This window comes from Pseudomonadota bacterium, assembly GCA_039028155.1.
Classification (GTDB): Bacteria; Pseudomonadota; Alphaproteobacteria; order SP197; family SP197; genus JANQGO01.
Genome location: JBCCIS010000018.1, coordinates 1 through 25,660, shown reverse-complemented (window position 1 = coordinate 25,660; position 25,660 = coordinate 1). Strand labels below are relative to the sequence as shown.

27 protein-coding genes are annotated in these 25,660 nt (G+C 63.3%); 16 read left to right on the top strand and 11 right to left on the bottom strand.

Annotation, left to right across the window (positions count from 1 at the left end):
- Positions 1-63: 63 nt before the first annotated feature.
- From AAF563_11545 to AAF563_11530, 4 genes are all read left to right on the top strand, one after another.
- Positions 64-765, top strand: a complete 702-nt coding sequence (locus AAF563_11545) for an alpha/beta hydrolase (GenBank protein MEM7121904.1) — start codon at positions 64-66, stop codon at positions 763-765.
- 202 nt (positions 766-967) lie between these two features.
- A complete protein-coding gene (locus tag AAF563_11540; GenBank protein MEM7121903.1) occupies positions 968-1,732 on the top strand; it encodes a hypothetical protein in 765 nt (254 codons plus the stop codon).
- 12 nt (positions 1,733-1,744) lie between these two features.
- Positions 1,745-2,311, top strand: coding sequence for a hypothetical protein (locus AAF563_11535; protein ID MEM7121902.1), 567 nt, complete (start codon positions 1,745-1,747; stop codon positions 2,309-2,311).
- A gap of 160 nt (positions 2,312-2,471) precedes the next feature.
- Complete coding sequence (locus tag AAF563_11530; protein MEM7121901.1) at positions 2,472-3,080, top strand: glutathione S-transferase family protein; 609 nt, start codon at positions 2,472-2,474, stop codon at positions 3,078-3,080.
- Positions 3,081-3,125: 45 nt separating this feature from the next.
- On the opposite strand, the gene AAF563_11525 is transcribed toward AAF563_11530, so the two are convergent.
- Positions 3,126-3,947 carry a phytanoyl-CoA dioxygenase family protein gene (locus AAF563_11525; GenBank protein MEM7121900.1) on the bottom strand — a complete coding sequence of 274 codons (822 nt, stop codon included), beginning with the start codon at positions 3,945-3,947 and terminating at the stop codon, positions 3,126-3,128.
- A 97-nt stretch (positions 3,948-4,044) separates the two neighbouring features.
- On the opposite strand from AAF563_11525, the gene AAF563_11520 reads away from it, so the two are divergent.
- From AAF563_11520 to AAF563_11505, 4 genes are all read left to right on the top strand, one after another.
- Positions 4,045-4,767, top strand: coding sequence for a YafY family protein (locus AAF563_11520; protein ID MEM7121899.1), 723 nt, complete (start codon positions 4,045-4,047; stop codon positions 4,765-4,767).
- 41 nt (positions 4,768-4,808) lie between these two features.
- Entirely contained in the window at positions 4,809-6,578 is a 1,770-nt protein-coding gene (locus AAF563_11515; GenBank protein MEM7121898.1) for a hydantoinase B/oxoprolinase family protein, read from the top strand.
- A gap of 160 nt (positions 6,579-6,738) precedes the next feature.
- Positions 6,739-7,746 (top strand): 2OG-Fe(II) oxygenase family protein, encoded by a 1,008-nt coding sequence (locus AAF563_11510; protein ID MEM7121897.1) that lies wholly within the window; start codon positions 6,739-6,741, stop codon positions 7,744-7,746.
- Positions 7,747-7,779: 33 nt separating this feature from the next.
- A complete protein-coding gene (locus AAF563_11505; protein ID MEM7121896.1) occupies positions 7,780-8,163 on the top strand; it encodes a Rid family hydrolase in 384 nt (127 codons plus the stop codon).
- Between the two features lie 39 nt (positions 8,164-8,202).
- Here the strand turns inward: AAF563_11505 and AAF563_11500 are convergent, their stop codons facing one another.
- Positions 8,203-8,544, bottom strand: coding sequence for a hypothetical protein (locus AAF563_11500; protein ID MEM7121895.1), 342 nt, complete (start codon positions 8,542-8,544; stop codon positions 8,203-8,205).
- A gap of 22 nt (positions 8,545-8,566) precedes the next feature.
- Positions 8,567-9,349, bottom strand: a complete 783-nt coding sequence (locus tag AAF563_11495; protein MEM7121894.1) for a methyltransferase domain-containing protein — start codon at positions 9,347-9,349, stop codon at positions 8,567-8,569.
- A gap of 259 nt (positions 9,350-9,608) precedes the next feature.
- On the opposite strand from AAF563_11495, the gene AAF563_11490 reads away from it, so the two are divergent.
- The gene (locus tag AAF563_11490) at positions 9,609-10,817 is read left to right on the top strand and encodes an amidohydrolase family protein (GenBank protein ID MEM7121893.1); all 1,209 of its coding nucleotides are present in this window, start codon (positions 9,609-9,611) and stop codon (positions 10,815-10,817) included.
- A 155-nt stretch (positions 10,818-10,972) separates the two neighbouring features.
- Complete coding sequence (locus AAF563_11485; GenBank protein ID MEM7121892.1) at positions 10,973-12,115, top strand: extracellular solute-binding protein; 1,143 nt, start codon at positions 10,973-10,975, stop codon at positions 12,113-12,115.
- 107 nt (positions 12,116-12,222) lie between these two features.
- Here the strand turns inward: AAF563_11485 and AAF563_11480 are convergent, their stop codons facing one another.
- A complete protein-coding gene (locus AAF563_11480; protein ID MEM7121891.1) occupies positions 12,223-12,453 on the bottom strand; it encodes a YMGG-like glycine zipper-containing protein in 231 nt (76 codons plus the stop codon).
- Positions 12,454-12,480: 27 nt separating this feature from the next.
- Complete coding sequence (locus AAF563_11475; GenBank protein ID MEM7121890.1) at positions 12,481-12,858, bottom strand: hypothetical protein; 378 nt, start codon at positions 12,856-12,858, stop codon at positions 12,481-12,483.
- Positions 12,859-13,005: 147 nt separating this feature from the next.
- On the opposite strand from AAF563_11475, the gene AAF563_11470 reads away from it, so the two are divergent.
- Complete coding sequence (locus tag AAF563_11470; GenBank protein MEM7121889.1) at positions 13,006-14,223, top strand: Xaa-Pro peptidase family protein; 1,218 nt, start codon at positions 13,006-13,008, stop codon at positions 14,221-14,223.
- A gap of 18 nt (positions 14,224-14,241) precedes the next feature.
- Here the strand turns inward: AAF563_11470 and AAF563_11465 are convergent, their stop codons facing one another.
- Positions 14,242-15,003: a sulfite exporter TauE/SafE family protein gene (locus tag AAF563_11465; protein ID MEM7121888.1), complete on the bottom strand. Its 762-nt coding sequence runs from the start codon at positions 15,001-15,003 to the stop codon at positions 14,242-14,244.
- A gap of 77 nt (positions 15,004-15,080) precedes the next feature.
- Here AAF563_11465 and AAF563_11460 point away from each other — a divergent pair, with 77 nt between their 5' ends.
- Positions 15,081-15,947 (top strand): LysR family transcriptional regulator, encoded by an 867-nt coding sequence (locus AAF563_11460; GenBank protein ID MEM7121887.1) that lies wholly within the window; start codon positions 15,081-15,083, stop codon positions 15,945-15,947.
- Positions 15,948-16,030: 83 nt separating this feature from the next.
- Here AAF563_11460 and AAF563_11455 read toward each other — a convergent pair whose 3' ends face one another.
- A complete protein-coding gene (locus tag AAF563_11455; protein ID MEM7121886.1) occupies positions 16,031-17,152 on the bottom strand; it encodes an aromatic ring-hydroxylating dioxygenase subunit alpha in 1,122 nt (373 codons plus the stop codon).
- A gap of 225 nt (positions 17,153-17,377) precedes the next feature.
- Between AAF563_11455 and AAF563_11450 the strand changes: the two genes are divergently transcribed.
- The 3 genes from AAF563_11450 to AAF563_11440 all read left to right on the top strand — a co-directional run bounded on the left by AAF563_11450 (position 17,378) and on the right by AAF563_11440 (position 20,033).
- Complete coding sequence (locus AAF563_11450; protein ID MEM7121885.1) at positions 17,378-18,631, top strand: sodium:proton antiporter; 1,254 nt, start codon at positions 17,378-17,380, stop codon at positions 18,629-18,631.
- A 161-nt stretch (positions 18,632-18,792) separates the two neighbouring features.
- A complete protein-coding gene (locus AAF563_11445; GenBank protein ID MEM7121884.1) occupies positions 18,793-19,368 on the top strand; it encodes a hypothetical protein in 576 nt (191 codons plus the stop codon).
- A 68-nt stretch (positions 19,369-19,436) separates the two neighbouring features.
- Complete coding sequence (locus AAF563_11440) at positions 19,437-20,033, top strand: hypothetical protein (protein MEM7121883.1); 597 nt, start codon at positions 19,437-19,439, stop codon at positions 20,031-20,033.
- A gap of 10 nt (positions 20,034-20,043) precedes the next feature.
- On the opposite strand, the gene AAF563_11435 is transcribed toward AAF563_11440, so the two are convergent.
- From AAF563_11435 to AAF563_11420, 4 genes are all read right to left on the bottom strand, one after another.
- Positions 20,044-21,114 carry an alcohol dehydrogenase family protein gene (locus AAF563_11435; GenBank protein ID MEM7121882.1) on the bottom strand — a complete coding sequence of 357 codons (1,071 nt, stop codon included), beginning with the start codon at positions 21,112-21,114 and terminating at the stop codon, positions 20,044-20,046.
- Positions 21,115-21,140: 26 nt separating this feature from the next.
- Entirely contained in the window at positions 21,141-23,378 is a 2,238-nt protein-coding gene (locus AAF563_11430) for a cation:dicarboxylase symporter family transporter (protein MEM7121881.1), read from the bottom strand.
- An 85-nt stretch (positions 23,379-23,463) separates the two neighbouring features.
- Positions 23,464-24,291 carry a phytanoyl-CoA dioxygenase family protein gene (locus AAF563_11425; protein ID MEM7121880.1) on the bottom strand — a complete coding sequence of 276 codons (828 nt, stop codon included), beginning with the start codon at positions 24,289-24,291 and terminating at the stop codon, positions 23,464-23,466.
- A gap of 3 nt (positions 24,292-24,294) precedes the next feature.
- Complete coding sequence (locus AAF563_11420; GenBank protein MEM7121879.1) at positions 24,295-24,633, bottom strand: cupin domain-containing protein; 339 nt, start codon at positions 24,631-24,633, stop codon at positions 24,295-24,297.
- Between the two features lie 134 nt (positions 24,634-24,767).
- On the opposite strand from AAF563_11420, the gene AAF563_11415 reads away from it, so the two are divergent.
- A partial coding sequence (locus AAF563_11415; GenBank protein ID MEM7121878.1) for a GMC family oxidoreductase N-terminal domain-containing protein occupies positions 24,768-25,660 on the top strand: 893 nt, incomplete at its 3' end.

Below are 25,660 nucleotides of genomic sequence, written 5' to 3'. Positions count from 1 at the left end.
CGCGTCGAACCCGGCGCGCACGCATAAACCGCCCGTTGCCCAAAGGTTGCTCGACACGGCCTTATGTCCCATTCCACCAACCTCGGAATGCTCTTCCTCCACGCTCTGCCGCTTGACGGCTCCATGTGGTCACATCAACTGGATCTGCTTCCCGATTCATCCTACGCACCGACGCTGTACAGTTTGGGCAACACCGTCGAAGAATGGACGACCGCGGTTCTCCGTCAGCCTATGAGCGATCGGTTGATTGTCGTTGGATGCTCGGTCGGAGGATCGTGCGCCCTTGAAGTGGCAGCCGCTGCTCCCGAACGAATAGCTGCACTGGTCCTTATTGGCACCAAGGCGATGCACAACCCCGATCCAGATCTACACGCTTCAGCGCTCGATCTGATCGAGAAAGACGGCGTTGGCCGCGCTTGGGAGCTCTATTGGAGGCCCTTGTTCTCAAGCTCTGCGGACTCGACGATCATTGAGGCCGCACGGGCCTCCGCGCTTAGCCAGTCGCCCAGCGACATCGCGAGCGGTGTTACGGCTTTTCATAGTCGACCAAGCCGCGGTCGGTTTGTATCAGAGTGCATGAGCGACATAACGTTCATATCCGGCGAAGACGATGTTGCCCCCGGCCCAAAAGCAAGTGCAGAACTCGCTGCCTCTGCTAAGCGCGGCCGCCTGCATGTCATTCCCTCATGCGGACACTACGTGCCCCTTGAGCGGCCGGATGCGCTAAGAGCAATCCTGCGCAACGTAATTGAAGCGCACACATGACGTCTGCAAGCAAGGCGCAAGAGCTAACGCATAAGCCTGCTCCCAACGCGCTCAGTCCAGTTGCCTGATCGTCGTATTCGATTAGGCCTCGTAGCGGCAGAGTTCATAGACATTGGTCAAGCGAACGAAGTTGCCGTAACCTGAAGTCCGAACACCTTAATGGAGAAAGCCGAGCGCAACTGATCGAACGGGGAGATTGGCCATGTGGGCAATCCGCGCAAGCTTGGCTCTTGCGATGTTGGTGATGTTTGCTACCTCGAGCGCGGCAGAAGAGTGTGCCGAAGCGGTCCAGGGCCGGATCGCCTGGGACTATGACGGCCGAACGTCATGGGCGCCGGACAATGTTCGGCGGCTTTGTCACGGGGCCGAATCCATCGAACCCGCCATGTGTTTCCTGCGCGTCATGCATGGCGGCGTGAACCATGGCGGCGGCGTCAGGTGGATGTGGCAAAACGCTATCGATCTGTGCGAACAATCCACCGATGCGACATGGACCGTTGCCTGCTTTCAGCGGCAGATCCAGCATGGCCAATCCTGGCAGAATGCACTTCCCGCGTGTGACGAACGTGCCGTCGTGTTTGAAACGCTCGGCGGTGACGACGAAACAGGCGGCGCCGTCATCGTGCGGCGGGTCCTGCCCGACGGCAAGGTCGAGTCGCGCTTTCCCGACGGCACCATTCGCCTGGACTATGCGGGTGGATTCACCATCATAACCCCCGACGGCCAGGAACAGATCATGCTGTTCCAGGATGTCCAGGGAGCGACGCCGCCAAGCACGCCACCCGACACCGCCCATGCGGATTGGCTGTCTCAGCAAAACGAGAGCCTGTTGATCATCATCTCGACCCTGGTCGGCGATGATGAAGCTTCGGTGAACAACTACCTGGCCAACGAAAGCGCCGGGTCGTCGGCTTATGAAAAAATCGACAGGCACATCGACACGATCAACCTGCTCGTCAGTCCCTAGGCCGGGCCGCAGATGTTGAGACGAACTATCTCCACCATCGCCGCGGCGCTGATCGTCATCGGCGTCGCCGGGTCGGCACCGGCCCAAGAACCAGAGACGGAGGACAGCAGCCTTCCGTCTCTCGAAGAGCGTATGGAACGGCTGGGCCAGGTCGGTGGCCAGGGCGATACGAGCGAAGACCTCGCGCTGCCCGACCCGCCGGCGGCCGGTTTCGCGTCCCCGGAAACGGACGCTGCCTATCAAAGCGCGCTGCAGGCCTATTACGCCTATCGCGAAGCCGGTTACACGCACCGGCTCGGTGTCTTCACGTGGCAGGACATCTCGTCGAAGATCATCTTCGTTGTCGTGATCATCCTGGTTTTCGCCGGCATTTATTTCGCCGCCATTCAGTTCCACGTCGGCCTGAGACGCCAGGAAAAGACCGGCGCGAAGGAGGAGCAGGAGGCGACGGAGTTCGTCTTTTCGCTGAGCGAGTTCAAGGTCAAGTCGCCCGTGCTGGGCGTCATCGTGCTGACCATCTCGCTGGCGTTCTTCTATCTCTATCTCGTCTACGTCTACCCGATCGTGAACGTCTTCTGACGACATAGCCCCTCATGAACGAAAGTCAGATCATGGCGGCGGCGTGTTGTGATCCTGTTTCCCTTATTTATGTCAATGACTTGCAGGTTGCTGCCAGCAAGGTGGCAGCAGGGTGCTGTTATCCCGGCGCTCCCCACCACACCAGACAGAGGAAGCAGCCATGGTGACGCTTTATCACAATCCCTATTCCCAGCATTGCCGCCGCGTGGTCGCGCTGATGGAAGAAGCCGGCATCGACTATGACCTTGTCCACGTCGCCCTCGACAAAGGCGAGCACTTTGGCGACGCCTTCACCGCCATCAATCCCAATCACCAGGTGCCCGCGCTGATCGACGGCGACGTCACGCTCTTCGAATCCAACGCGATCCTTCGATACCTCTGCGCCAAACACGGCCTCGCCGAGTGGTACCCGGATGACCCGGCGACCCGTGCCTCGATCGACCAGTGGCTCGACTGGAATCAGAGCCGCCTGTCGCCACGGGTGATCGATGTCGTGTTGAACAAGGTTTTCATGGGCGATCAGGGTGACAAGGCGGCGATTGCGCGCGGCGAAAAAGCGTTGCCGGAACTGGGCGCGATTCTGAACGCCGGCTTGAAAGGCCACGACTTTCTGGCCGGCGACCGGCCGACCATCGCCGACCTGTCCGTCGCCTCCAACGTCACCCAGCTCGGCTTCGCCGAGGCGGTGCCGGACGAACCGCAACTGGGGCCGTGGTACGACCGTGTCAGCGCGTTGCCGGGCTTCCAGAAATCTATGCCGCGGGGATGATGGATGGCAGGACCGGGCGGCAATCCCGTCCGGTCTGCCTGCCCTCTACTGCAACAGCGCCATGGGGCTACCGACATCGACGACGCCGATACCGCCATGCGCCTTGTAACCCAGCAGTTCCTGGACCCGTTCCGGCATGTCGCGCACCCTCTCGATCGGCACGGTCAGGAACGTGTTTTCCTCGGTGCGCAGCCAGCCGACGACATAGCCGAAGAACATGCCACGCCGCCATTTGTCACTTGTCGTATTCGCGCCGCCGCCATGCACCGCGCTGCCCAGATAGAACAGCGCCGAGCCCGCATCCATTTCCGCGCGTTGGATCTCATGCGGCTCGGCCTCGCGCTCAGGCGGCCATAAATGGCTGCCGGGCACCACCTGGGTCGCGCCGTTTTCGATCGTGAAGTCGGTCAGCGCGAACATCGCCTCGACCTGCAGCAGCGGTTTCGGGCCGGTGAGTTCCTTCCAGGCGTCCTCGTCGCGATGCAGCATCTGCGCGGTTTGACCCGGGCCGATCTGGATGAGCTGCGCGGTGTTCAGCACATAGTCCTGGCAATTCGGCAGCAGAAGGATGTCGGCGACGCCCGTCATCAACCGCGACTCCATCAACTCGACAAACGTCGTCGAACGCGCGGGCAGACCGTCCAGCCGGATTGTCTGGCTGCCGTAAAACTCCACATAGAAATCTTCGGTCGGGTTGCGCAGACCGGGCGCCGTCGCCGCGATCGCGTCGTCCAGATCGCCGTTCAGCCCGGCGAGCTGCTTAGGCGTAAGCGCGTCCTTCACGATCACCGCGCCGTCGCGCAACAGGATCTTGGCGAGGTCGGCGGCCTCGATCGAACCCTCGACCCGTTCCAGGCCTTTCGTCATGGCGCTTTCCTCCGATTACGCTGACGGGCTTGAAGTATGATGAAGGCCATGGAGCCGCGCAACCGAGGCCGCACACCCATGAAAAGGAGAAAACACCGTGCGCCGCGCTGACCGGCTGTTTCAGCTTATCCAGATCCTGAGAAGCGCCAGCGGGCCGCTGACCGGACGCGAGCTTGCCGAGGAGCTGGAGACGTCGCTGCGCACGGTCTACCGCGACGTCGCCGACCTGCTCGCCCAGCGCGTGCCGATCCGGGGCGAAGCTGGTGTCGGCTATGTGCTGGAGCCAGGGTACGACATGCCGCCTTTGATGCTGAGGCCCGACGAGATCGAAGCCGCCGTGCTCGGCGCCCAGTGGGTCGAGGAGCATGGCGACCCCACGCTTGCGCGGGCCGCGCGCGATCTGATCGCAAAGATCAGCGATGTCGTGCCCGATCACCTGCGCCCCATGCTGGTCGATTCGATCGTGACTGCGCCGGCAACCCGATCGCCCGAGCCCGACGCGCTCGATATGGACCGCCTGCGCACCTACATGCGCACCAAGGGCAAGATCCGGATCCGCTACCGCAACGGCAGTGGCGACGAAACCGAACGCGTGATCTGGCCGGTCGGCCTGGTCTATTTCGAAACCGTGCGCCTGATCGCCTCCTGGTGCGAACTGCGCGAGGACTTCCGCAACTTCCGCACCGACCGTATCACCGCGGCTGAGTTCCTGGACGAGACCTATCCCGGCCGTATTGAAGACCTGCGCGCGGCCTGCATGAAGCATGAGATGGAGCGGCAAGCCAAGAAGGCGGCCGCCGACGACGATCCATCCCCGTGAGCGCGTTGCTGTGAACCGACGCGTCGCGTACCCTCCGATCCATGACTTCAGACGACAGCACGACCATCACCGGCGTCGACTTGGCGCTGTTTCACCGGCGCATCGAGGGCATCACGCGCAAGATGCAGAACACGCTGCTCAGGACCGCGCGGTCCGGCGTCATCAACACCGGCCGCGACTTTTCCTGCTGCATCTTGACCGCTGGCTGCGAGCTGCTCTCCGTCGCCGAAAGCCTGCCGATCCATGTCATGGCGGGGCCGGATCAGATGGCGCAGTCCATGCTGGACCTACATCCCGGCATCCGCCCGGGCGATGCCTTCCTGCACAACTCGCCCTATCACGGCTGTTCCCACGCCGCCGATCTCTCCGTCCTCGTGCCCGTGTTCGACCGCGACGGCACCCACCGCTTCACGGTGCTGGCCAAGGCGCATCAGGCCGATATCGGCAACGCGATCCCGACCACCTATCACGCCGCCGCGCGCGACGTGTACGAGGAAGGCGCGCTGATCTTCCCCGCCACCCAGGTGCAATCGGACTTCCGCGACATCCCCGACATCATCCGCCTGTGCGAGATGCGCATCCGCGTGCCCGAACAATGGCGCGGCGATTATCTGGCCAGCCTCGGCGCGGCGCGGGTCGGCGAACGCGAGCTTCAAGCGCTCGTCGACGAGCTCGGATGGGAACGTTTCGAAGCGCTGATCACCGGATGGTTCACCTATAGCGAACAGGTCATGGGCCAGGCGATCGCGCGCCTGCCCGCGGGCACCGCTACCGGCACCACCAGCCACGATGCGTTTCCCGGCACCGGTCCCAACGGCATCCCGATCAAGGCGGAGATTGCCGTCGACCCGGCCAACGAGCTGATCGAGATCGACCTGACCGACAACATCGACTGCCTGCCCAATGGTCTCAACTTGAGCGAAGCGTGCGCCCGTACCGCCGCCATGGTCGGCACCTTTAACAGCCTTGGCCTCGACGTACCGACCAATGCCGGCAGCTTCCGGCGGTTGCGTGTCCACCTGCGTGAGAATTGCGTGGTCGGCATCCCGCGCCACCCGACAAGCTGCTCGGTCGCGACCCAGAACGTCGCCGACCGTCTGACCAGCGCCGTGCAGCTTGCCTTCGCCAAGCTGGGCGAGGGTTTCGGCCTGGCCGAGACCGGCGCGGTGCAGACCGCCTCCCAGGCGGTCGTCTCCGGCCTCGACCCCGCGCACCGCAACCGGCCCTATGTCGACCAGCTCATTCTGGGCGACACGCTGGGCGCCGCCGGGCCCGAGGCCGACGGCTGGCTCGCCATGATCACCACCGGCACCGCCGGCATGTCGTTCTATGACAGCATCGAGGTCGACGAGCTGCGCCATCCGATCCTGGTGCATCAGCGCCGCCTGGTGCCCGACACCGAAGGCCCCGGCCGCCATCGCGGCGCGCCCGCCTCCCTGGTCGAGCTCGGTCCGCGCCTGGCGCCGATGGAGGTGCTCTATCAAAGCGACGGAACGCGCCATCCGCCCCAAGGCGCGCGTGGCGGTGGGCCCGGCGGCGCGGCGCGCAACTACATCACCCGCGCCGACGGCAGTCACGAGGAAGCCGACGGCTGGGCCCAGGTCGTGCTCGAACCCGGCGACACCGTCACCGGCATCTCCTGCGGCGGCGGCGGTTACGGCCCGCCCGAGAAACGCGACGCGGAGGCGGTCGCCGACGATGTCATGGCGGGCCTCATCAGCCGCGACCGCGCCCAGGAAATCTACAAGGTCGCCACCGACGAAACCGGCCGTCTCTACGCCAAGGCGACCCAGAAGCTGCGCGACACCTGACCGAACGCCGAGCCGCCACGCGGTGGTCACGGCGTTGACAGGCGCGCGCAGACGGGTGCACGGTTTTCTCAAGCCAACTGGCACTTGGCATTCCTATCAGGGCCAACGTGAGCGCGACGTCTATCGCGCCGTGTTTGTTAATGACGACCGGATAGGTGCCATGGCTGAGCTTTCGCTGATCGATATCGAACCGTTGTTCGGGAACGACGATGCCAAACGCCAGGAGACGGACCGGCGCATCCGCGACGCCGTCTTCGATACAGGCGGCTTTGTCATCGCCAACTACCCCGACGCCGACAAGGTCGATGCGCGCGCGGAGACCATGCTGTCGTTCTTCGATCTCGCCGACGACCACAAGCGCTCGGTCGCCTCGCGTGTCATGGCGCCCGACAACGCGTGGATCTATCGCGGCTATATGGCAACACTCGGCGCCGTCAACGAGACCCAGCACGAGATCTACGACATCGGACCGGACGACCCCGTCGACGGTCCGCCGATACCGGGCATGGCGATCCTGGCCGAACAGAACATCTGGCCCGCCGTCGAGCCTGTCTCCGGCTGGTCAGCGACCATGCGGGCCTACTACCAACACATGGACGACATCGCCATGGAGGTCATGCTATCGGTCGGCCGGGCTGCCGGCTTCAGCGACGATGACCTCTTGTCGCGTTTTGACGGCGGCAACTCGACGCTCAGGCTTCTGAATTATCCCGAACTGCCGATCGACACCGTGGTCGTCGATGAGATGCCCGACGATCGCCATCCTGATGGCGACGGCACACCGCTGGCCTCGGGCCGGCATACGGACGGCGCCGGCGTTTCGCTTCTATGGCAGCGCCAGCCGGGCCTCCAGGCCCAGGCGCCGGACGGCCGATGGCGCGACGTGCCGCGTATCGAAAACTGCATCTCCGTTCACTTGGGCGATGTGCTGGAGACTATGACCGATGGCGAGGTGCCCGCGACGCCGCACCGGGTCGTCAACCTGGGCACCGCGCGCCAGTCCGTCGGCTACTTCCTGGAACCCGCGCTGTCGGCCCCGCTCTCACCGATCGAGTCTGACGAAGCCGCCGGCGATCCCCTTCTGGGGCGCGGCACCTATGGCTGGCACCTCTTGCGGCGCCTGCACAACTACCCGCCCTATAAACATCTGGTACCCTGGCCGTCCTAAGGGAGATCCCGCAGGCGACGGAAAGGACAGCCCATGTTTTTGCCGATCATTCCCGACGGCGCATCCAAACCCATTGCGCCCTATGTGCATGGCGCGAAGACTGGCGACACCCTCTATGTCTCCGGCACGCTGCCGATCGACGCCTATGGCAACAGTCTGCACGGCGACGATATCGAAGCGCAGACCCGCCATGTCATCGAACAGATCATCGCCGTCGTCGAGGCCGCCGGCGGCACCCGCGCCGACATCGCCTACAACATGATCTTCCTGAAGAACAAGGCGGACTACGCCGCGTTCAACGCGGTCTACTCCGAGTTCTTCGGCGACAACCCGCCGGCGCGTTACTGCATCATTGCCGATCTCGTGCGCGACGAGTTCCTGGTCGAAGTCGCGTCCGTCGCCTATCTCGGACCCTAGAGCGGATCATGGTTCGTGGAACCGCTTGGCGGCACAGCGCTAGATCTCGGTCATGAACCGCGAGCTTGCCTGCAGATAGCCGTCGGGATCGGGATGGCGCGACCAGACGTCCTTCCAAACATCGCTGGCGAACGCGCTTTCGATTTCCCTGTCGCGCGTTGCCTTGTCCGGCCAGCGGATAATCCAGGTGACATTCGCCTCGCCGATTGGCGCGCCGATGGGATGGGTGCCGTCGATCTCCGGTTCGGCGTGGCCCGCCTCGATCCAAAAACCGACGACATCGAACATCTCGCGCAAGACTGGCACCGCCTCCTCGCCCCACTTCTTGTAGGCCACGTAGATATCCGGCCGGATGTGATAGTCGCGGACTTCGTAGATCATTCCTGCCTCCACATCCCAAACGTTACGACGGCTTGAAGCCACGCATATGGGCGGGCCGAAGCTCACCAACCTCTGCGGCGGCCTTCGCAGCGCCCCACATGGTGATATAGTACTCGGCGTCGCCCCCGGCGCGCTTTTCCAGTTCGCTGCGACCGCTGTCTGTGAAAATCTGGTAGTCGGCCGTCAAGACATCGACCAGGAAATCGTTGCGGTCGCGCGTTGAGACATCTTGGAAACCCGCCTTCTCTAGAGCATCGATGTAGAACGGCATCGAATGCATGCCGAACGTCAGGCCGACGGCGTCCAGCCACCCTTGCATTTCCGGTCCCGGATCATTTTCGTCGCGGCGCGTCCAGTCGCTGGCGACAAAAACGCCGCCCGGGCGCAGCACGCGGTAGACATCGGCGAACAAGGCGTGCTTGTCCTCGATATGGATCATCGCGTCCTTGCTGAACACGACGTCAAAGCTCTCGTCGGCCAGCGGGAACGGTCCGGGCTCGACGAGCTTGTAGCTGATCCTGTCCGAAAGCCCCTCGCGTTCCGCGCGCGCAATGCTGCGGTTCATCAGCGGTTGCTCGATATCGATGCCCAGCACACTGCCGGCGCCGTAGTCCTTCACCAGAACGACATCGCAGCCGCCACAGCCGGAGCCGATGTCCAGGACGTCCTTGCCGTTGATATCGAGGCCGTCCAGAAAGAGGGCGATTTCTTCTTTGCCACCAGGTGACAGAAAACCGTCGCCCCACACCATCTCCATCACATCCATGAAGCCTTCGGTGTACTCGATCTCGTGTTCACTGCTCATGATTGCCTCTCTGAAGGTGCGAGCCGCACGCGGCGGCGGTATCGCTTCTCTCTCAACCCCCAGTCGAGGGCACCGCGCTTCTTGTTGGTCGTAATTCAACGCGACATTGAACGTGCGTGCAATGTTCGCTTCGATTGTACGCGCGATGGTCGGCCTCACTGCTCACGCACTTGTTCGACAAAAGCATCAATTCGTTCTTTTGCGATGCCCTCTACGGTGTAAAATCGGAGATCTTCCGAACACCACGCAAGGCAGGTGCATGGGTTCGACGACGTCTGATGTTGTGATTACCGCCGATGCCCATGTCGGCGAACCCGAGGCATTGCGGCGGCGCCTGCCCAGGCATTATCGCGACCGGCTGCCCATTTTCGACGTCGACAAGAACGGCAATCTGGACATTCGCATGAAGGGCGAGAAACCGCTGGTCCGGCGCCGGCGGCGCAAGCCGACGCCTGAGGATTTGCTGCGCGAGTTTCGTACCGACCCCTCGCAGGGCACCGATCTCGACCGGCGCCTGCACGACATGGCGCTGGAAGGCGTCGACGGCCAGGTCATCTTTCCCAACATCGGGCTGGCCTGTTCCATGGGCAACGACACGCCCGGCTACTATCACGCCTGGGCGCGCGCCTATAACGACTTCGTCTGGGATGTCTTCGGTCCCCATCATGACCGCTTCAAGCCGGCGGCCATGCTCGCGGTCGACGATCCCAAGCGCATGCTGGCGGAAGCCAGGCGTTGCCTGAAACTAGGCTTTGCGTCGCTGTTTCTGCCGGCGGTCGTGCCGTGGCAACCCTATCGCCTGAAGGTCTATGACCCCCTTTGGCGCCTGGCGTCAGAGGCGAAGGTTCCCGTCAACTTCCACATCTTCTCAGGTAACCTGGCGCTGCAAGGCGATTTCGCCAGTGTCTCGGACCTCAGCCCCAGCCGTTACCGCAAGGCGCGCGAGCTGAGCGAAAAAGAGGAGAAAGCGGACGCGCCGGAGATCGTCGGCATCTCGGTCGTCGGCATGGCGGCGGGCATGTCGCCGATCGCTGAGCTATGCGGCTCCGGCGTGCTGGAACGCCATCCCGATCTGAAGTTCGTCATCACCGAATCGGAATGCGGTTGGCTGGCCTGGGTGTTGCACGCGCTCGACCAGATGCAGGAGCGCCGCTATCTCGGCATGCTCAAACTGAAGTTGCGGCCCAGCGAGTACTTTTTCCGTCAAGGCGCCGTCTCCATCACCGACGATCCGGTCGCCCTGAACAATATCTCGTTCACCGGCACCGACTGCCTGCTCTGGGGCAACGATTATCCCCACGACGAAGGGATCTTCCCGCACGGGAAACGTCCGATCTCGGAGATCCGCGCCAAACTGACCAAAAAACAGGCGCATGACGTGCTGTGCGGCAATGCCGCGCGCCTCTATGGCTTTAACCTGAAGAAACTCGCGGCGACGCGCGACGACGTCACCCGGCACCTTCACTGACATCGCTGTGCGATCGCGGCGGCCCTCGTTTCGACACACTTTATCCCGAAGGAGAACGACACAAACCCGTAACGTCTAACAGAAGACAACCCAAACAGCGCCGTCCGCGGCGCCATAACAACACCCCCGGCTACGGCCGGCTCAGGAGGTTTCGTATGTACAGAAAGTCAAAAGCAACACGTCTGGTAGACGACCTTATCAGCGGCGATATCTCGCGCCGTGATTTCCACAAGACACTGGGCGCCGCTGGCCTGGCGCTCGCCGGCACCACGACCATGGCCGGTTCCGCGTTCGCCCAGAACACCAACCCCGCCGACCTCGTCGTCTTCGAATGGGCGGGTTATGAACTGCCTGAGTTCTTCCCGGCCTATGTCGAGAAGTTCGGCACCGAGCCCACCTTCTCGCTGTTCGCCGAGGAAGAAGAAGCGCTGCAGAAGTTGCGCTCCGGCTTCCCGACCGACATCTCGCATCCGTGCAGCGGCTCGGTCGCGCGCTGGAATGACTCCGGCGCCATCCGTCCGATTGATATCTCCAAGATCGACGCCTGGGACGATATCTTCCCGACCACCAAGGAGATCCGTGGCGTCCAGATCGACGGCGAGTACTACTTCATGCCGTGGGACTGGGGGAACAGCTCGATCCTCTACCGCCCTGACCTGCTGCCGCTGACGCCGGAAGAAGAGTCCTATGACGTCCTCCTGCGGCCCGAGCTGCAGGGTAAAATCGCGATGTTCGATTCGGTCGACTCCACCTTCGCCGTCGGCGGTCTGCTGGCAGGCGCTGACGACATCTTCGCGATGACCGACGAGGAGATCGAGGCCGCGACCCAGATCGTGCGTCAGCTCCATGGCAACGTCCGCTACTACTGGGCCTCGCCGACGGAGTTCGAGCAGTCCATGGCGGCCGGCGAGGTTGTCGCCGCGTGGTCGTGGAACAGCTCGATCATCGAACTGAAGAACCAGGGCATCGACGTCAAGTTCATGAACCCCAAAGAGGGCATCATGACCTGGATCTGCGGCTTCACCGTGATGACTTCCGGCGACTCGGCCGACGATCTGATCTATGACTACCTGAACGCGACCATGGAGCCGCGCGCCGGTCAGTACCTGATCGAGGCCTATGGCTACGGTCATTCCAACGAGAAGACCTATGAGCTGGTCGACGAGGAGATCCTGGAGAGCCTGGGCATCGTCGATCCGGTCGCGCTGATGGCCCAGGGCAATTTCTATGACGAAATCCCGCCCGACATCCGCGAGAAGATGATCATCAAGTTCGACGAGGTAAAGGCCGGCTTCTAAACCCGCTTCCCCTTACAACGACAACCGCCGGCGCCCAAAAAGGCGCCGGCGGTTTTGTTTTGCGCAGTGCGCTTGGCGAGAGCCGCGAGCGCCGTTTGGAACGTCGGCTACTCCAGACGCTTCGAAATGTCGTCCCACAGCGCGCCGGTCGCGGCACCTGCCGCGCCGCCGATCGCGGCACCGACCGCCGGGCTGCCGGCCATGGCGCCGACGATGGTACCGCCGACCGCGCCGACAGCGCCGCCGGTCAGCGCCTGCTTCTCCTGCTGCGTCAGATCCGAGCAGCCGGCCGATCCGAGGAAAACCACCGCGACCGCGGCAACACAGAGCTTCTTCATGTTTCGATCCTCTTGTCTGGCGCCGGTTTAAAGCGGCTGAACGGTATAGACACGCACGATGGTCGAGATGACCGGGCGGCCCAGATCGTCCGGGTTGCCAATGTAATAGTCAGTGACGTCAACCGAGACCTCGCCGATCGTCCTGCCCTTCACGGCGGCGATCATGTGCGGCACGAAGCTGCGCTCCTCCGCCATCATGGTGTCGCCTTTCAGTTGGCGCTCGAACTCCAGGACGTGCATGACACCGGATACGAAGGCGATGCGCTGACCCTCATCCATCTCTTGCCAGTGCGTGCCATCCAGCACCATGAACTCCTGGGCGCGCGTCTCATACGACGGCATGCCCGCCAGGGCCAGTCCCGCCACGAAAGCCGCAGCAAGGCCAAGTCGTTTCAGCACTCTCATCAAATGTCCCCCAATCTGATCATCTTTCCTGGGCCCACAACGCCCGGTTGATGCGAACTCTAACACGCGCCACAAGACGGTATCCACTGCGTGTTGGAAAGAAGATACCGGCATGACACAGTGCCTCGGCAAGACGGAGGCTGCAGCATGACCATAGGCGTCGGCGGATCGGCGGCGGAAACCGAACTCGCCAACCTCACCTCGATGCGCGACGGGATCGCCCCGATCACGGACGCGGAACGCGCCGCGCGGATCGCCAAGGCTCAAAGACTGATGAGCGAAGCTGGCATTGACGCGCTCTACCTCGACGCCTCGACCAGCCTCTTCTACTTCACCGGCTTGCACGTTCATGGCAGCGAACGGCTTACCGGCGCCGTGCTGCCGGCCACCGGCGACATCGCCTTCGTCGTGCCCGCGTTCGAGGAGGCGGCGATCCTGGCGATGCTGCCTTCGGCCGGCGACATCCGCGGCTGGCAGGAACACGAGGATCCGACCGCGCTGGTCATCGACACCGTGCGTTCCATGGGCGCGGCGAATGGCACGCTCGCCGTCGACGAGACGACGCCATTCTTCACCTTTGACGGCCTGCGCCGCGCCGGCAATGCGTTCGACTTCGTCAACGCCGGTTCGATCACCGCGGCCTGCCGCATGATCAAGTCCGAGGCCGAGATCGCGTTGATGCAGCGCGCCAAGGATATGACGCTTGAGGTCCACAAGGCCGCCGCGCGGTTCCTGCGCGAGGGCATCACCACCACCGAGGTCCAAGGATTTATCGAGGACGCGCACCGCAAGGTTGGCGTCGACGGGCCGACCACGTTCAACATCGTCCTGTTCGGCGAAGCCACCGCCTATCCCCACGGCGTCCCTTACCCGCAGACCTTGAAGGAAGGCGACATGGTGCTGATCGATATCGGCGCCACGGTCGAAGGCTACAACTCCGACATCACGCGCTCCTATGTCTACGGCGAACCCTCACCGCGCCAGCGCGAGGTCTGGGAAATCGAGAAGGCCGCCCAGGCCGCCGCCTTCGACGCCGCCCAAATCGGCGCGCCCTGCGGCTCGGTCGACGATGCCGCGCGCCGCGTCATCGAGGCGGCCGGCTTCGGCCCCGGCTATGCGCTCCCCGGCCTACCCCACCGCACCGGCCACGGCATCGGGCTCGACGTCCACGAATGGACCTACCTCGTCAAGGACAACCAAACGCCGCTGGAACCGGGCATGTGCTTTTCCAACGAACCGATGATCTGCCTCTATGGCGAGTTCGGCATCCGGCTCGAAGACCACTTCCACATGACTACCGACGGCCCCCGCTGGTTCACCCAGCCCAGCCACTCGGTCGACGATCCCTTCGGTTACGAGGCTTAGCGGTAGGGCCGGCGTGCTCTACGCCCCCAGGCTCCTGACGAAATAGACGCCCGCCAGAACAAGGCCGAAGGCGATCACGGCGAAACGAAGATAACGTTCGTTGACGAGGCGCGCGTAGCGACCGCCGAGATAGCCACCGGCGGTGCTTCCGATCATCACCAGGATGGCTTCGTGCCAGGCGATCAGACCGCCCACGCCGAATATGGCGATGCTCAGAACGGTAAAGCTTGTCGCCAACAGGTTCTTGATCGCATTGGCCACGTGGAACGATCTGAATCCCATCACCTGCGCGATGGCCAGCAAGATAATGCCGAGGCCCGCGCCAAAGTAACCACCGTAGATTGAGAACACGAAGAGCGCGCCATAAAGACCCACGCTTGCCTTGCGTTCACCGCCGCGCTCGACGATGACATGCCGGATCCGTTCGCCGAACGCGAAGAAAAACGTCGCCGCCAAGATGAGATAGGGCACGACGAAGACGAAGAACGCTTCGTCCGATACCACAAGCAAACCAGCGCCCACCATCGCACCGGCGCCGGACACGATCACAAGCGGCCACAGCGCGGCGCCGACGGTCTTCAGCTCTTTGCGGTAAGCCGGCAATGCCGCGGCATTGGATGGCAGAAGCGCCAAATAGTTCGTCGCGTTGGCGACGACCGGGGGCAGTCCTGCCGCCATCAAGGCGGGAAACGTGAACAGCGTCGCGCCGCCGGCAACCGCGTTCCATATGCCGCCGAACAATCCAATTGCGATCAAGAAGGCTACCGTATCGATGCCCATGCCTGGCCTTTCTGGGTTGGGCGGCCAAGGTAGGAATCGCTTTGGCATTAGAGAAACGAAACGTTATGATATCTATCATGAACGAAATTGAACGCAATCGCGTCAACAGCGACCTCCTGCACAGCTTTCTCGTTGTGGCGGAGGTGCAGAACATCACACACGCGGCCGATCGGCTGGGCCGCACACAGTCGGCGGTCAGCGTCCAGATGCGCAAGCTCGAGGAGGCGCTTGCCGTGCGTTTGTTCGATCGCCAGGCACGCGGCATGACGTTGACCGAACATGGCCGCACCCTGCTGCCGGCCGCGAGCCGGGCCGTGTCGGAACTTGGCAAGGTCGGCGCTCTGTTCGCCGAACCCCTAAGCGGCCGTATTCGTGTCGGCATACCCGACGATTACAACGACATGATTCTTGAACGCGCCCTGGCCGATTTCGGGCGACAGCATCCTGGTGTCGAAGTCTTCGCCCGATCCGGCTGCACCGCCGGTTTCCCCGAGGCGATCGCGCGCAACGACCTCGATCTCGCGGTCAGCTCCGACAACAGCGCGTCAGCGAAGGACGCGTTTCACAGCGAACCCGTCGTGTGGGCCGCCGGTCTGGACTTTGATGGCGCGGCCGACGACGTGGTGCCGCTGGTCATCTTGGACCGGAACTGCTGGTGGCGTGATCTGCCGGCCAACGCGTTGGACGCGATCAAACGACCGTGGCGCCGCGCCTATGTCTCGGAGAACTTCGCAAGCGCCCAGGCCGCCATGCGCGCGGGCCTGGCGGTTGGCGTCACACCGCTAAGCGCGGTCGACGATGCGATGAAGGTGCTGTCCCAGTCAGACGGTTTCCCGACGTTGCCGATGATCCATCGCGCGTTTCTCGTCAGCCGCGCTGCGCCGGAGAGGCTTGTCGCGGCCATGTCGAATGCCATTCGCAAGGCGCAAAGCCACGGCACCTAGAGCGGTCTTACCTGCCTTGACGGAATCGCGACTAAATCGCGACTAAGGAGTCCCGACGCGGTCCCGTCAAACCACGATCAGCTCTAGCGGACGTCAGGCGCCTCGATTCCCATGCGTTCCAACAGGTGGCAGGCGAACTCCCAGTTGGTCGCCTCCCACGGGTGCAGTGGCGCGCGATTGCCGGTGCCGGCCGCCAGGCCACGCTGGACGCCTTCGATAACGTCCTTGTCCTCGGCCATGAAGGCATGCACGGCGTCGTTGGCTTCGGCAATGTGGCGGGCATCGATCGGCTCGTTGCCTTCCGGATAGAGCGCCTGCCACATGCGCACGCGCAAGCTCTCAGGTCCATCCGGCATGACCGAAAGCCACAGCGCCGAACCGCCGTCGATGGCCAGGGCCAGTGCCGGATAAATGCAAACCAAGTGGCCCGCCGTCACGTCGGCCTCGGGAACGCCGCGCCGACGCGCCGGTTCGATCGCATAGTCGGCGTTGGTGCGCATCAGGTGGTGGTTGAAACCGGGACCGCCCTTCAGGTTCTCGATCGTCACCGTCGGGGTCGTGTCCTCCAGCGTCGCCTTGTGCACGCAAAAGACGTGGTAGCTTTCGCAGAAGTTCTCGACCAGGACCTTCCAATTGCAGTCGAACGTCATGTCCTCGCACAGCACGACAACGTGCTTGTCGAGCGCGAGCGGCGCGATCCGATCGTTGAGACTGGCCAGCGCCGGCGCCAGTGGTTCGGCGTTGTCGTCCAGATTGACGAAGATCAGGCCCTGCCAGATCTCCAGACGTAAGCCCTTCAGGCCAAGATTGCCCAACGCGGCGCGGTCCATGTGCGGCGCGCCCATCAGCTTGCCGGACAAATCATAAGTCCAGGCGTGATAGGGGCACGAGAACACCGTCGTGTTGCCGGAGCCCGACGCGATGACCGCCGAGCGGTGGGCACAGACATTCGAGAAGGCCCGCATCTCATCGTCGCGGCCGCGCGCGACCAGCACCGGATGTCCGGCCAGATCGAAGGTCAGATAGTCGCCGGGTTTCTCCAGTTGCGATACATGGCCGACAACGACCCAGCCGCTGGCGAACACTGTCTCGCGTTCCCGCATGGCCATCGCCTCGGTGGTGTAGGCTTCCGGCGGCAGGGCAACCCGGTCGCCTTTCTCGCGGCGCGCCGTGGCCCATGCGCTCAACGTGTCATCGATTGCCATGGAGCAAACCTACCACGCATTGCGCGCCGCAATCACGGTCTTCAACGCCTTGCTGCCTGCGTCACGGCAAACGGGGCAAGGTGCTTCGACAGACAGTTGGTGAGATTTCGCGCACAATGGCTTAATCAAACCTCGGTGCATTGCCGTTGACCGCCGTCGGCTGGCCATCGGCGTCACCAGTTGAGATCTGGCCGGCTGGCCGTGCTTTGGGGGACATGTGATCGCATGACGGTCGGTCTGCTTGTGGTAATGCTGGTGACCGCTGTCTTCGCCCTGGTGGCCAAGCGGCTGTCGACGACGGTGATTACCGCGCCCATGGTGTTTCTGGCGCTGGGCTATCTGGCCTCGCTGACGGGTCTACTGCCGCACGAGGAAATCGTGCATGCCCTGCATCTGGTGGCCGAGATCGCCCTTGTCGTGCTGCTGTTCCTGGACGCCGCCCAGATGGACGTCATGGCGTTTCGCAAGCGACACGTCTGGCCCGTGCGCATGCTGGCGATCGGCCTGCCGCTCACCATCGCGCTGGGTACGCTCGCGGCATTTCCCTTCCTCGACGGCTGGCCTCTGGTCGGCGTGGCGCTGGTCGCCGCGATCCTGGCGCCGACCGATGCAGCGCTCGGCCAGGCCGTCGTCACCAATCCCCTGGTGCCCGAACGGGTTCGGCGCGCGCTGACCGTCGAGAGCGGCCTCAACGACGGCCTCGCGCTGCCCGCCGTCCTTCTGTTCGCGAGCCTCGCTGCCGAAGCCATGGACAGCGAACAAACAAGCTGGCTGGTCTTCGCCGCCAAACAACTGATCCTCGGCCCCGTCGCCGGTCTGGTTATCGGCCTTACGGGCGCCAAGCTGCTGCTTTTGGCGAAGGACCGCAATCTGACCTCGACCATCTACGAAGGCATCGCCGCACTGGCGCTCGCCTTCGCCTGCTACCTCGCCGCCAATGCGATTGGCGGCAACGGGTTCATCGCCGCCTTTACCGGCGGCCTGACCTTCGGCGCGATCGTCCAGGGCCGTTGCAAGTTCGTCTACGAGTTCACCGAGAGCGAAGGCCAGATGCTGGCCTGGGCCGCGTTCTTCCTGCTCGGCTTGGCGCTGGTGCCCGACGCGATCCAGCAGCTCACCTGGTCGAGCCTCGCGATCATCCTGATCAGCCTATTCATCGTGCGACCCCTGGCGATCTGGCTCTCGCTGATCGGCACCGATGCCGCACCCGTCACCCGTCTCTTCTTCGGCTGGTTCGGTCCGCGCGGCTTGGCGACGGCACTTTTCGCGCTCCTCATCCTGGAGCAGATTACCGATGCGCTCTCCGCACCCGTCTTGGCGCTTGCGATCAACGCTGTGTGGATCAGCGCACTGCTGCACGGTCTTTCCGCCATGCCCGCGGCAAAACGCTACGCCAAGGTCATTGCAGCCATGGGCCCCTGCGCTGAAACGCAGGCTATGGACAAATCCGACAGTCCTCTTGCCCCCCGAGACCCCTGATCCATGTCCAGAAGTCGGCCTCACAGATTACGAATGTCGTCGACGCTTCGCTCGAACCCATGCCGATCACGGCGCACACGCCGCACGACACAAGGCCATAGCCCCATCGCCCTATAGTCGTGTATGACTCCGCTCGGCTTGGCGTTTGGTAGAGGCACGGTATGGCAAAGGACACGGCCGGCGATTCAGCGGATGCCGCTTTGTGGCAACCCTATCTCAACGATGGCGAGCGCCTCCTATGGCAAGGTCGGCCCGCATCCGGCATTCGCCTGGACGGTCGTCTTCGGCGCCGACTGGCGTTTGGCATCCTGTTCATCGCCATCTTTGTCTACCTGATCTTCGGTGAGCATATCACCGGCACGCCCTCAACCAGCGGCTTTCCCCAAGGCGCCGGCGTTGCCGTCATCGTGCTTGGCGTCCTGTGGCTTGCCGTGCCGATCATCTCCGATTCCGTCACGCGATCGCGCACACGCTACGCGCTCACCAACGAACGCGCGCTGATCGCCCGTGGCGGTTCGGGCCACCGCGTCAAGAGTTACGCGATCAACAGCCAGACGGAGATCGACTACCGGCGCGGCGAGCTCGCCACCATCAACTTTGCCCAGCGCCGCGAGAGCATCACGGAAACCAGCGGCACGACGCAGGGACGCGGCTATGTTGGTGTCGGCTTTCGTTACCTCACAGACGGCGAGAAGGTTTACGACCTCATGACCAAGATCCAGCGTGGTGAGGCATAAGCGTCGCCCGTCGTTAGTCGAAGACCATCGCGCCTCGCGCGCACAATACGGATCGGAGATTCGCGGGAATGATCGCAAGCACGTGGAAGACCTGGCGGCGGTGTGCCGTACGCTGCGCCGGCACCGCCTACTTCCTGGTCTTCGCCTCTGCATCGTCGACCCTCGCCACGCCCTGGCAGGAACCGTCGACGGCGCTGTCGCATGACGCACCGCTGCAAAGTCTACAGGCAGTTTCCAGCAGTTGCATCACCACGGGCATGGGACCGGGCAACGTTGCCTCGTGCGGCGACGATGCGACGAGCTGCATCACCACGGGGATTGGCCCGGGCAACGACGCGGCGTGCGGCGGTAAGGCATCGCGCTGCGAGACCACCGGCATCGGCCCCGGGAATGCGGCGGCCTGCGGTGGCGAGGCGACACGCTGCGAAACGACGGGAACAGGATCCGGCAACGCGGCGGCATGTGGCGGCAAGGCGACACAATGCGTGACCACCGGCAATGGCGCTGGCAACGCGGCGGCCTGCGGTGGCATGTCGACCCAATGCGTCATCACCGGCAATGGGCCGGGCAACGATGCTGCGTGCGGCGGTCAGGCGACGACCTGTATCTCCACCGGCAACGGCGCCGGCAACAAGGTGGCCTGCGGCGGCCTCTATAACCAATAGCGACAGACCGCTACGCGGGCGGGATCAGGACCAGCTTGCCCGTGTGTCTCTTATCCAGGAAGTCGCGTTGCGCCTCGACGATGTCTTCAAGCGGATATGTCTTGGCGACCACCGGCCGAATCTCACCGCGTTCGATGTAGCCGACGAGGTTCTCGAACACGACATCGTCCTGAAAGGTGCAGCCGAAGAAGCTGAGGTCCTTCAGATAGAGCGTGCGCACGTCCAGTTCGACAATCGGGCCCGCGATGGCGCCCGCCGTCGTGTAACGTCCGCCGCGCCGCAACACGTCCAGCAGGCTCGGCCAGTCGCCGCCGGCGACCAGGTCGACCACCACGTCGACGGACTCCCGGCCCAGCGCCGCGACCAGATCCGATCCGCGCTCGACGATGTGGTCGGCGCCCAGGGCCCTCACCTCGTCCGCCTTGGCGCCGCCGCAGACAGCCCAGACCTCCGCGCCACGGCGCTTGCAAAGCTGCACCGCCGCCGAGCCGACGCCGCCGGACGCGCCGGTGATCAACACCTGTTCGTCCTTGACCCCTGTGCGGTGCAACATGCCTTCGGCGGTTGAATAGGCGCATGGAATCGAAGCCAGCTCCGCGTCCGACCAATCGCAGTCGACCCGATGGCTCTCGCCCGACGGCGCCACCGCGAATTGCGCAAAGCCACCGTCGCACTCCGAGCCGAAGGTCCAGCATTCGAACGGGCGGTATTCGACCGGCGTGCGCAGCATGTTGCGCACGATGACCCGTTCGCCAAGCCGCGCGGCGTCGACACCCGTGCCGACCGCGGCGATGGTGCCACAGCAATCGGCGCCCTGGATGCGCGGGAACGTCAGGGGCACACCGGCCCAACTGCCGTCATCGTCCGACGCCGCCGAGAAACCGGCCGCGCCGCCGGCATTGGTGTCGGTCGTGACGGCCTTCGAGTACCAGGCGGTTCGCGTGTTGATGTCGGTGTTGTTGATGCCGGCGGCGCGAACCCGGATCAGCACCTCGCCGTCGCCGGGCTTCGGCACCGGCACGTCCGTGCGATAGTCCAGCATGTCAAAACCGCCGTGACCCATCAGCAAGACGGCAGCCATGGTCTCAGGTATGTCAGGTTTGTCTGTCACCGCCTCTCATCGCCCCAGCCCAGCACGTCGTCCAGGATGTTCCAACGCGATTCCTGGGAAACATCGGGCTTGCCTTCGATCCAGTGATGGACCATGCGGTCGTGGAAGCCGCTGGCGCGCTGCAGGCGCATCCAATAGTTCAAGAACTGGGTCAGCTCCGAGGAGTTTGCCGGCAATAGATAGGCGATCAGGAACGGACTGCCGACGTTGTCCGGTACGACGGCGGTGTAATCGTTCCGGTGCGCCGTCCAGGCCTTGGCCTGTTCCAACGTCCAGATCGCCGCGCCGATCTCCGGATGTTTGGGCAGCTCGTCATAATCGCTGACGACCTTGACCTGCGCATTGGGGAACAAGCGCCTGGCGAGTGGGATCAGGATCGGATCGTCAAACACGCCTATCACCAGATTATCCTGCGCGCGTATGGAATCGCGCGTCAGGAAGTTGTCGACCTGATCGGATTTCACGATCAAGGCGACGGGGCTCTGCATATAGGGCTCGGTCACCGAAAAACGCTGCAGGCGGTCGTCGTTGACGTAGATACCGGATACCGCAAGATCGAACCTGTTGTTTTCCAGATCATCGGCCAGCTTCTGCCATTCGAACGGTACCAGCTTCAGCTTGACGTTCAGGTCCTGGGCCAGCCGGTAGACATAGGCGATATCAAAGCCAACCAGATCGCCGCTGCTGTTGCGGTAGCTGAATGGGATGATGTTGGAATTGTAACCGACCGTCATGACGCCGCTCTTCTGAATACGGCTCAGAGCGGTCGTGCCGTCCGCCTGGTCACTGTCCGCCTGGTCGCTGTCCGCCTGGTCACTGTCCGCCTGATCGCTGTCCCCGGGCTCATCGCTTGATGCACTCTCCGACTCGTTGAGCACCGTTACGCCGGCGGTCAACGATGAATCAAGCGTGTAGCCCAGATAGGATGGCGTCTCCTGACCAACCAGGTTGTCTTGGATATAGCGCCCGCCCGCGACGATGACGGCAAGCACGCCGACTGTGATGGTGAGCGACCAGATCAGGCGGCTCAGCCTAAGCTTCAGCATGCCGTAATAGCTCAACGTCACCAGGAAGGTGACGAAGGCGAAGCCCATGACCGACGCGACGACCTGTCCGTAGCGCGTGATCGTCATCATGCTGACATAGAGTTCCGTCGCCTCGGTCGGGAACCGCACCCAACTGGCCAGGAAGTCGACCGAATCAACAGAGGTCGTCGGTGAGCCGAAGCCCGACAGGAAGGTGATGAAGGGTAAGGCGATCTCCTTACCCTCGGTCAGCGGTATGCGGTAATAGTAGGCGCTGAACAGAATGAACAGCCAGATGAAGAAGTTACCCAGTTGTGCCAGCGGGTAGCTGATGGCCAGCGTTGTCTTGATGATTTCGCCGCGGTTCTTGTCCTTGATCTCGTGGCGGTCGCACATCTTCTCCGCCGCCTGCTGGATAAATGGCAGCGCCGCCACCGACAGACTGGTGACCACCGCGATCAGCAGGCCGTTCTGCAGATCGCGAATGACCGAGCGTGACCTTATAGGACACAGCGCCACCATCAGCGACGGCAGCACCCAAAAGGCCAGCAGCACGGTGCCGGCGATCATGATGATCAGATAGAGCGACAAGTCGCTGAGCGAGGTCGTATCCAGCGTGCCCGCCGCCTTGGCGAACAGCGCGAACACACCGAACGGCGCCAGCAACACCACCCAACCCCAGATCGTTACGCTGGCGTTGCGGATCAGATCCAGGATCTGCAGGAACGAGTCCTTGTTGTCGACGCGCTGGATGGCGATGCCGTAGATGACAGAGAACACGACAATCGCCGGCACGTAGTTGCGCACCAGGGCCAGGAACGGATTGGCCGGGATCAGTTGCTCCAGCAGGCCCAGGCTTTGCTGCGGCTGGCTGGCATCGATGAAGTTGGCCGGCGGCACCTCGGGAATCGCGAAGGACAGCACGAAGATCAACAAGAAGGTGCTGCCCCACACCAGGACAAAGACATGCCAACCACAGCGGAACAGCCGCCACGCGGTATCCGGCGCCAGTCTGCCCAAACCGTGCAGCAGCGAGCAGATGATGTAGGGAAAGACGACAATCTCCATCAGCCGGACATAGGTCTCGCCGATGGGGTTCAGCATCTCGACGCGATCGCCAAAGAAAACGCCGACCGCGATACCGGCCACCGCGCCAATCACCACCCACAGCGGCAGCCGCTTCGCGTAACCTGATGAATCCGTCGTCACACCCGCCCCTTGCTATGCCGGCAGAGACTAACCAGCGACCCCGGTTACGTCGAGCGCTTGCATAGGGCGGCGCCCGAACGATGGCTCAACCCCAGTCATCCAGTCCGATCAGCTTGCGTCCCAGGGGGCTCAGATCGGCCACCGGGCCCGGTTCAGGGTCCTGTTGCCCTGGCAGGTCACGCCACCAGGGCGGCGCCCGTTTCTCTCGCCACCATGACACCGCGTCCTCGTATCGGTCCTCGACCTCAGTCCGATCACTCGGCATCGGGTCCATCTTCACGAAGAACGACAGCCGTGGTCGCGCTGTATGGTTGGGCGCCGGACCGTGCGGCAACAGGGGATGCCAGACGACAACGTCTCCGGCCTTGCCTTCGACCTGCACGATGTCCTCGTTACCGATCGGCGGCTGATCGCGGTCGAGCGTATCGCCGTGGTCGTTCAGCCAGGCGTCGAGGTCGCGGAACACCGGCGGCGCACACTGAAACCCGCCGGCGTCCGGGCCGACATCGGTCAGATAGACGGTGCCCTGTACCCATCCCGGGTCACCGCCCAAGGGATCGGCGTCCCAGTGAATGTTGCCTTGACCGACGCCTGCCTCACCGGAGCGCCAGGGCGGGCGAAAACAACAACGGTCCATGCTGACGCGAAGGCTGCGATCGCCCCAGATCTCGACAAACGCCTCATATAGCGATGGGCACTGGCGGATATCCCAGAGCGCCTGCCCATGATGCAACGGTACAATGCCGGTGTTCTCTGGCGCGTTGCTGTACCATGTATTCGGATCGTCGAGGTCGAAGTTACCCCACGCGCATATGGCATCGATGGCAGGCTCGATCAGGGATCGTGGAACAACATCGGGGATGACCGTAAAACCGTCTCTCAGGATATCCTGCGAGCGAATACGGTGAACCATCGCCTAGACCAAGGGCACGTAATCGTAGTCGCCGATACCCTGGAGCACCAGAAAGGTCGTTGTTGTCTCTAGCGCGTTGGCCGTCATGTGCGGGCGCTTCGGCACGACAGTGAAGGTTTCGCCCGGCGCCAGATCAACCGATTCCTTCGGGTTCTGCAGATAAATCCGCAACCGGCCCTCCAGCACATAGAACGTATCGGCGATGTGGTTGTGGTAATGCCAAGGCACCCGCTGCGTCGCGGAGATATCGTATTCGGCGATACGAAACCCCGGGCGTTCGGCGTGCACGTCATAGCGATCGACTTCGAAAAGATGACTGGCGTCCTTCAGGGCTTCCATCATGACCTCCTGTCGCGCGGCGCCGGCTCAAGACATCATAGAGCGATGCGTGGGCCGTCGGATAGTTTTCCCTCACCCCCGCCGTGCCTCCGGAGTCCTTGGTTGCACTGCGACGCCCAATCTTCCAGATTGCACGCATGGCTCAGACGAAACGCTACGACTACATCATCGTCGGCGCAGGCTCCGCCGGTTGCGTGCTGGCCAACCGGTTGAGCGAGGACGCCGGCGCCAGCGTGCTGCTGGTCGAAGCTGGCGGCAGCGACAAGAACCTGCTGATCCAGATGCCGGCCGCCGCCGCCATGGCCGCACGCGATACACGGTTTGGTTGGGACTACGTTGGCGAGCCGGAGCCGCACCTGAATGGACGCGGCATTCTTGAAGCGCGCGGTCGCGTGCTGGGCGGTTCGTCGTCGATCAACGGCATGGTCGCCAACCGGGGCAACCCCCGCGACTACGATGGCTGGGCCGCCGGCGGCCTGAATGCGTGGTCCTATGCCCACTGCCTGCCCTACTTCAAGAAGATGGAGACCTTCGATCGTGGCGCCGACGACTGGCGCGGCGGCGACGGTCCCCAACACATCGAGTCCTGTCCGGCCCAACACCCGCTGGACCAGGCGTTTCTCGCCGCCGGACGCGAGGCCGGCTACGCCTATACCGAGGATCAGAACGGCGAACACCACGAAGGGTTCCACGTCGCCCAGAGCTTCACGCGCAACGGCAAGCGCTGGAGCACCGCCGACGGTTACCTGCGCCCGGCCTTGCAGCGCGCCAACCTGACGCTGCTGTCCCAGGCGCTCGCCCACCGCGTCGTCTTCGACGGCAAACGCGCCGTCGGTGTCGACGTCGAGCGTGGTGGCAACGTCGAACGCTATGATGCCGAACGCGAGGTCATCCTGGCCGGTGGCGCCATCAACTCGCCCCAGCTTCTTCTGCTGTCGGGCGTCGGCGATCCCGCCCATCTGTCCGAGCACGGCATCGCCGTCAACGCCGCGGTGCCAGCGGTCGGCCGCCATCTGGAAGACCACCTGAT

Coding starts and splice junctions, on each gene's coding strand:
- AAF563_11535 (MEM7121902.1), top strand. CDS start 1,745: ATGTTGAGACGAACTATCTCCACCATCGCCGCGGCGCTGATCGTCATC.
- AAF563_11510 (MEM7121897.1), top strand. CDS start 6,739: ATGGCTGAGCTTTCGCTGATCGATATCGAACCGTTGTTCGGGAACGAC.
- AAF563_11540 (MEM7121903.1), top strand. CDS start 968: ATGTGGGCAATCCGCGCAAGCTTGGCTCTTGCGATGTTGGTGATGTTT.
- AAF563_11455 (MEM7121886.1), bottom strand. CDS start 17,152: ATGGCAATCGATGACACGTTGAGCGCATGGGCCACGGCGCGCCGCGAG.
- AAF563_11490 (MEM7121893.1), top strand. CDS start 9,609: ATGGGTTCGACGACGTCTGATGTTGTGATTACCGCCGATGCCCATGTC.
- AAF563_11545 (MEM7121904.1), top strand. CDS start 64: ATGTCCCATTCCACCAACCTCGGAATGCTCTTCCTCCACGCTCTGCCG.
- AAF563_11445 (MEM7121884.1), top strand. CDS start 18,793: ATGGCAAAGGACACGGCCGGCGATTCAGCGGATGCCGCTTTGTGGCAA.
- AAF563_11530 (MEM7121901.1), top strand. CDS start 2,472: ATGGTGACGCTTTATCACAATCCCTATTCCCAGCATTGCCGCCGCGTG.
- AAF563_11440 (MEM7121883.1), top strand. CDS start 19,437: ATGATCGCAAGCACGTGGAAGACCTGGCGGCGGTGTGCCGTACGCTGC.
- AAF563_11515 (MEM7121898.1), top strand. CDS start 4,809: ATGACTTCAGACGACAGCACGACCATCACCGGCGTCGACTTGGCGCTG.
- AAF563_11475 (MEM7121890.1), bottom strand. CDS start 12,858: ATGAGAGTGCTGAAACGACTTGGCCTTGCTGCGGCTTTCGTGGCGGGA.
- AAF563_11425 (MEM7121880.1), bottom strand. CDS start 24,291: ATGGTTCACCGTATTCGCTCGCAGGATATCCTGAGAGACGGTTTTACG.
- AAF563_11435 (MEM7121882.1), bottom strand. CDS start 21,114: ATGGCTGCCGTCTTGCTGATGGGTCACGGCGGTTTTGACATGCTGGAC.
- AAF563_11450 (MEM7121885.1), top strand. CDS start 17,378: ATGACGGTCGGTCTGCTTGTGGTAATGCTGGTGACCGCTGTCTTCGCC.
- AAF563_11525 (MEM7121900.1), bottom strand. CDS start 3,947: ATGACGAAAGGCCTGGAACGGGTCGAGGGTTCGATCGAGGCCGCCGAC.
- AAF563_11470 (MEM7121889.1), top strand. CDS start 13,006: ATGACCATAGGCGTCGGCGGATCGGCGGCGGAAACCGAACTCGCCAAC.
- AAF563_11495 (MEM7121894.1), bottom strand. CDS start 9,349: ATGAGCAGTGAACACGAGATCGAGTACACCGAAGGCTTCATGGATGTG.
- AAF563_11505 (MEM7121896.1), top strand. CDS start 7,780: ATGTTTTTGCCGATCATTCCCGACGGCGCATCCAAACCCATTGCGCCC.
- AAF563_11480 (MEM7121891.1), bottom strand. CDS start 12,453: ATGAAGAAGCTCTGTGTTGCCGCGGTCGCGGTGGTTTTCCTCGGATCG.
- AAF563_11460 (MEM7121887.1), top strand. CDS start 15,081: ATGAACGAAATTGAACGCAATCGCGTCAACAGCGACCTCCTGCACAGC.
- AAF563_11485 (MEM7121892.1), top strand. CDS start 10,973: ATGTACAGAAAGTCAAAAGCAACACGTCTGGTAGACGACCTTATCAGC.
- AAF563_11420 (MEM7121879.1), bottom strand. CDS start 24,633: ATGATGGAAGCCCTGAAGGACGCCAGTCATCTTTTCGAAGTCGATCGC.
- AAF563_11465 (MEM7121888.1), bottom strand. CDS start 15,003: ATGGGCATCGATACGGTAGCCTTCTTGATCGCAATTGGATTGTTCGGC.
- AAF563_11500 (MEM7121895.1), bottom strand. CDS start 8,544: ATGATCTACGAAGTCCGCGACTATCACATCCGGCCGGATATCTACGTG.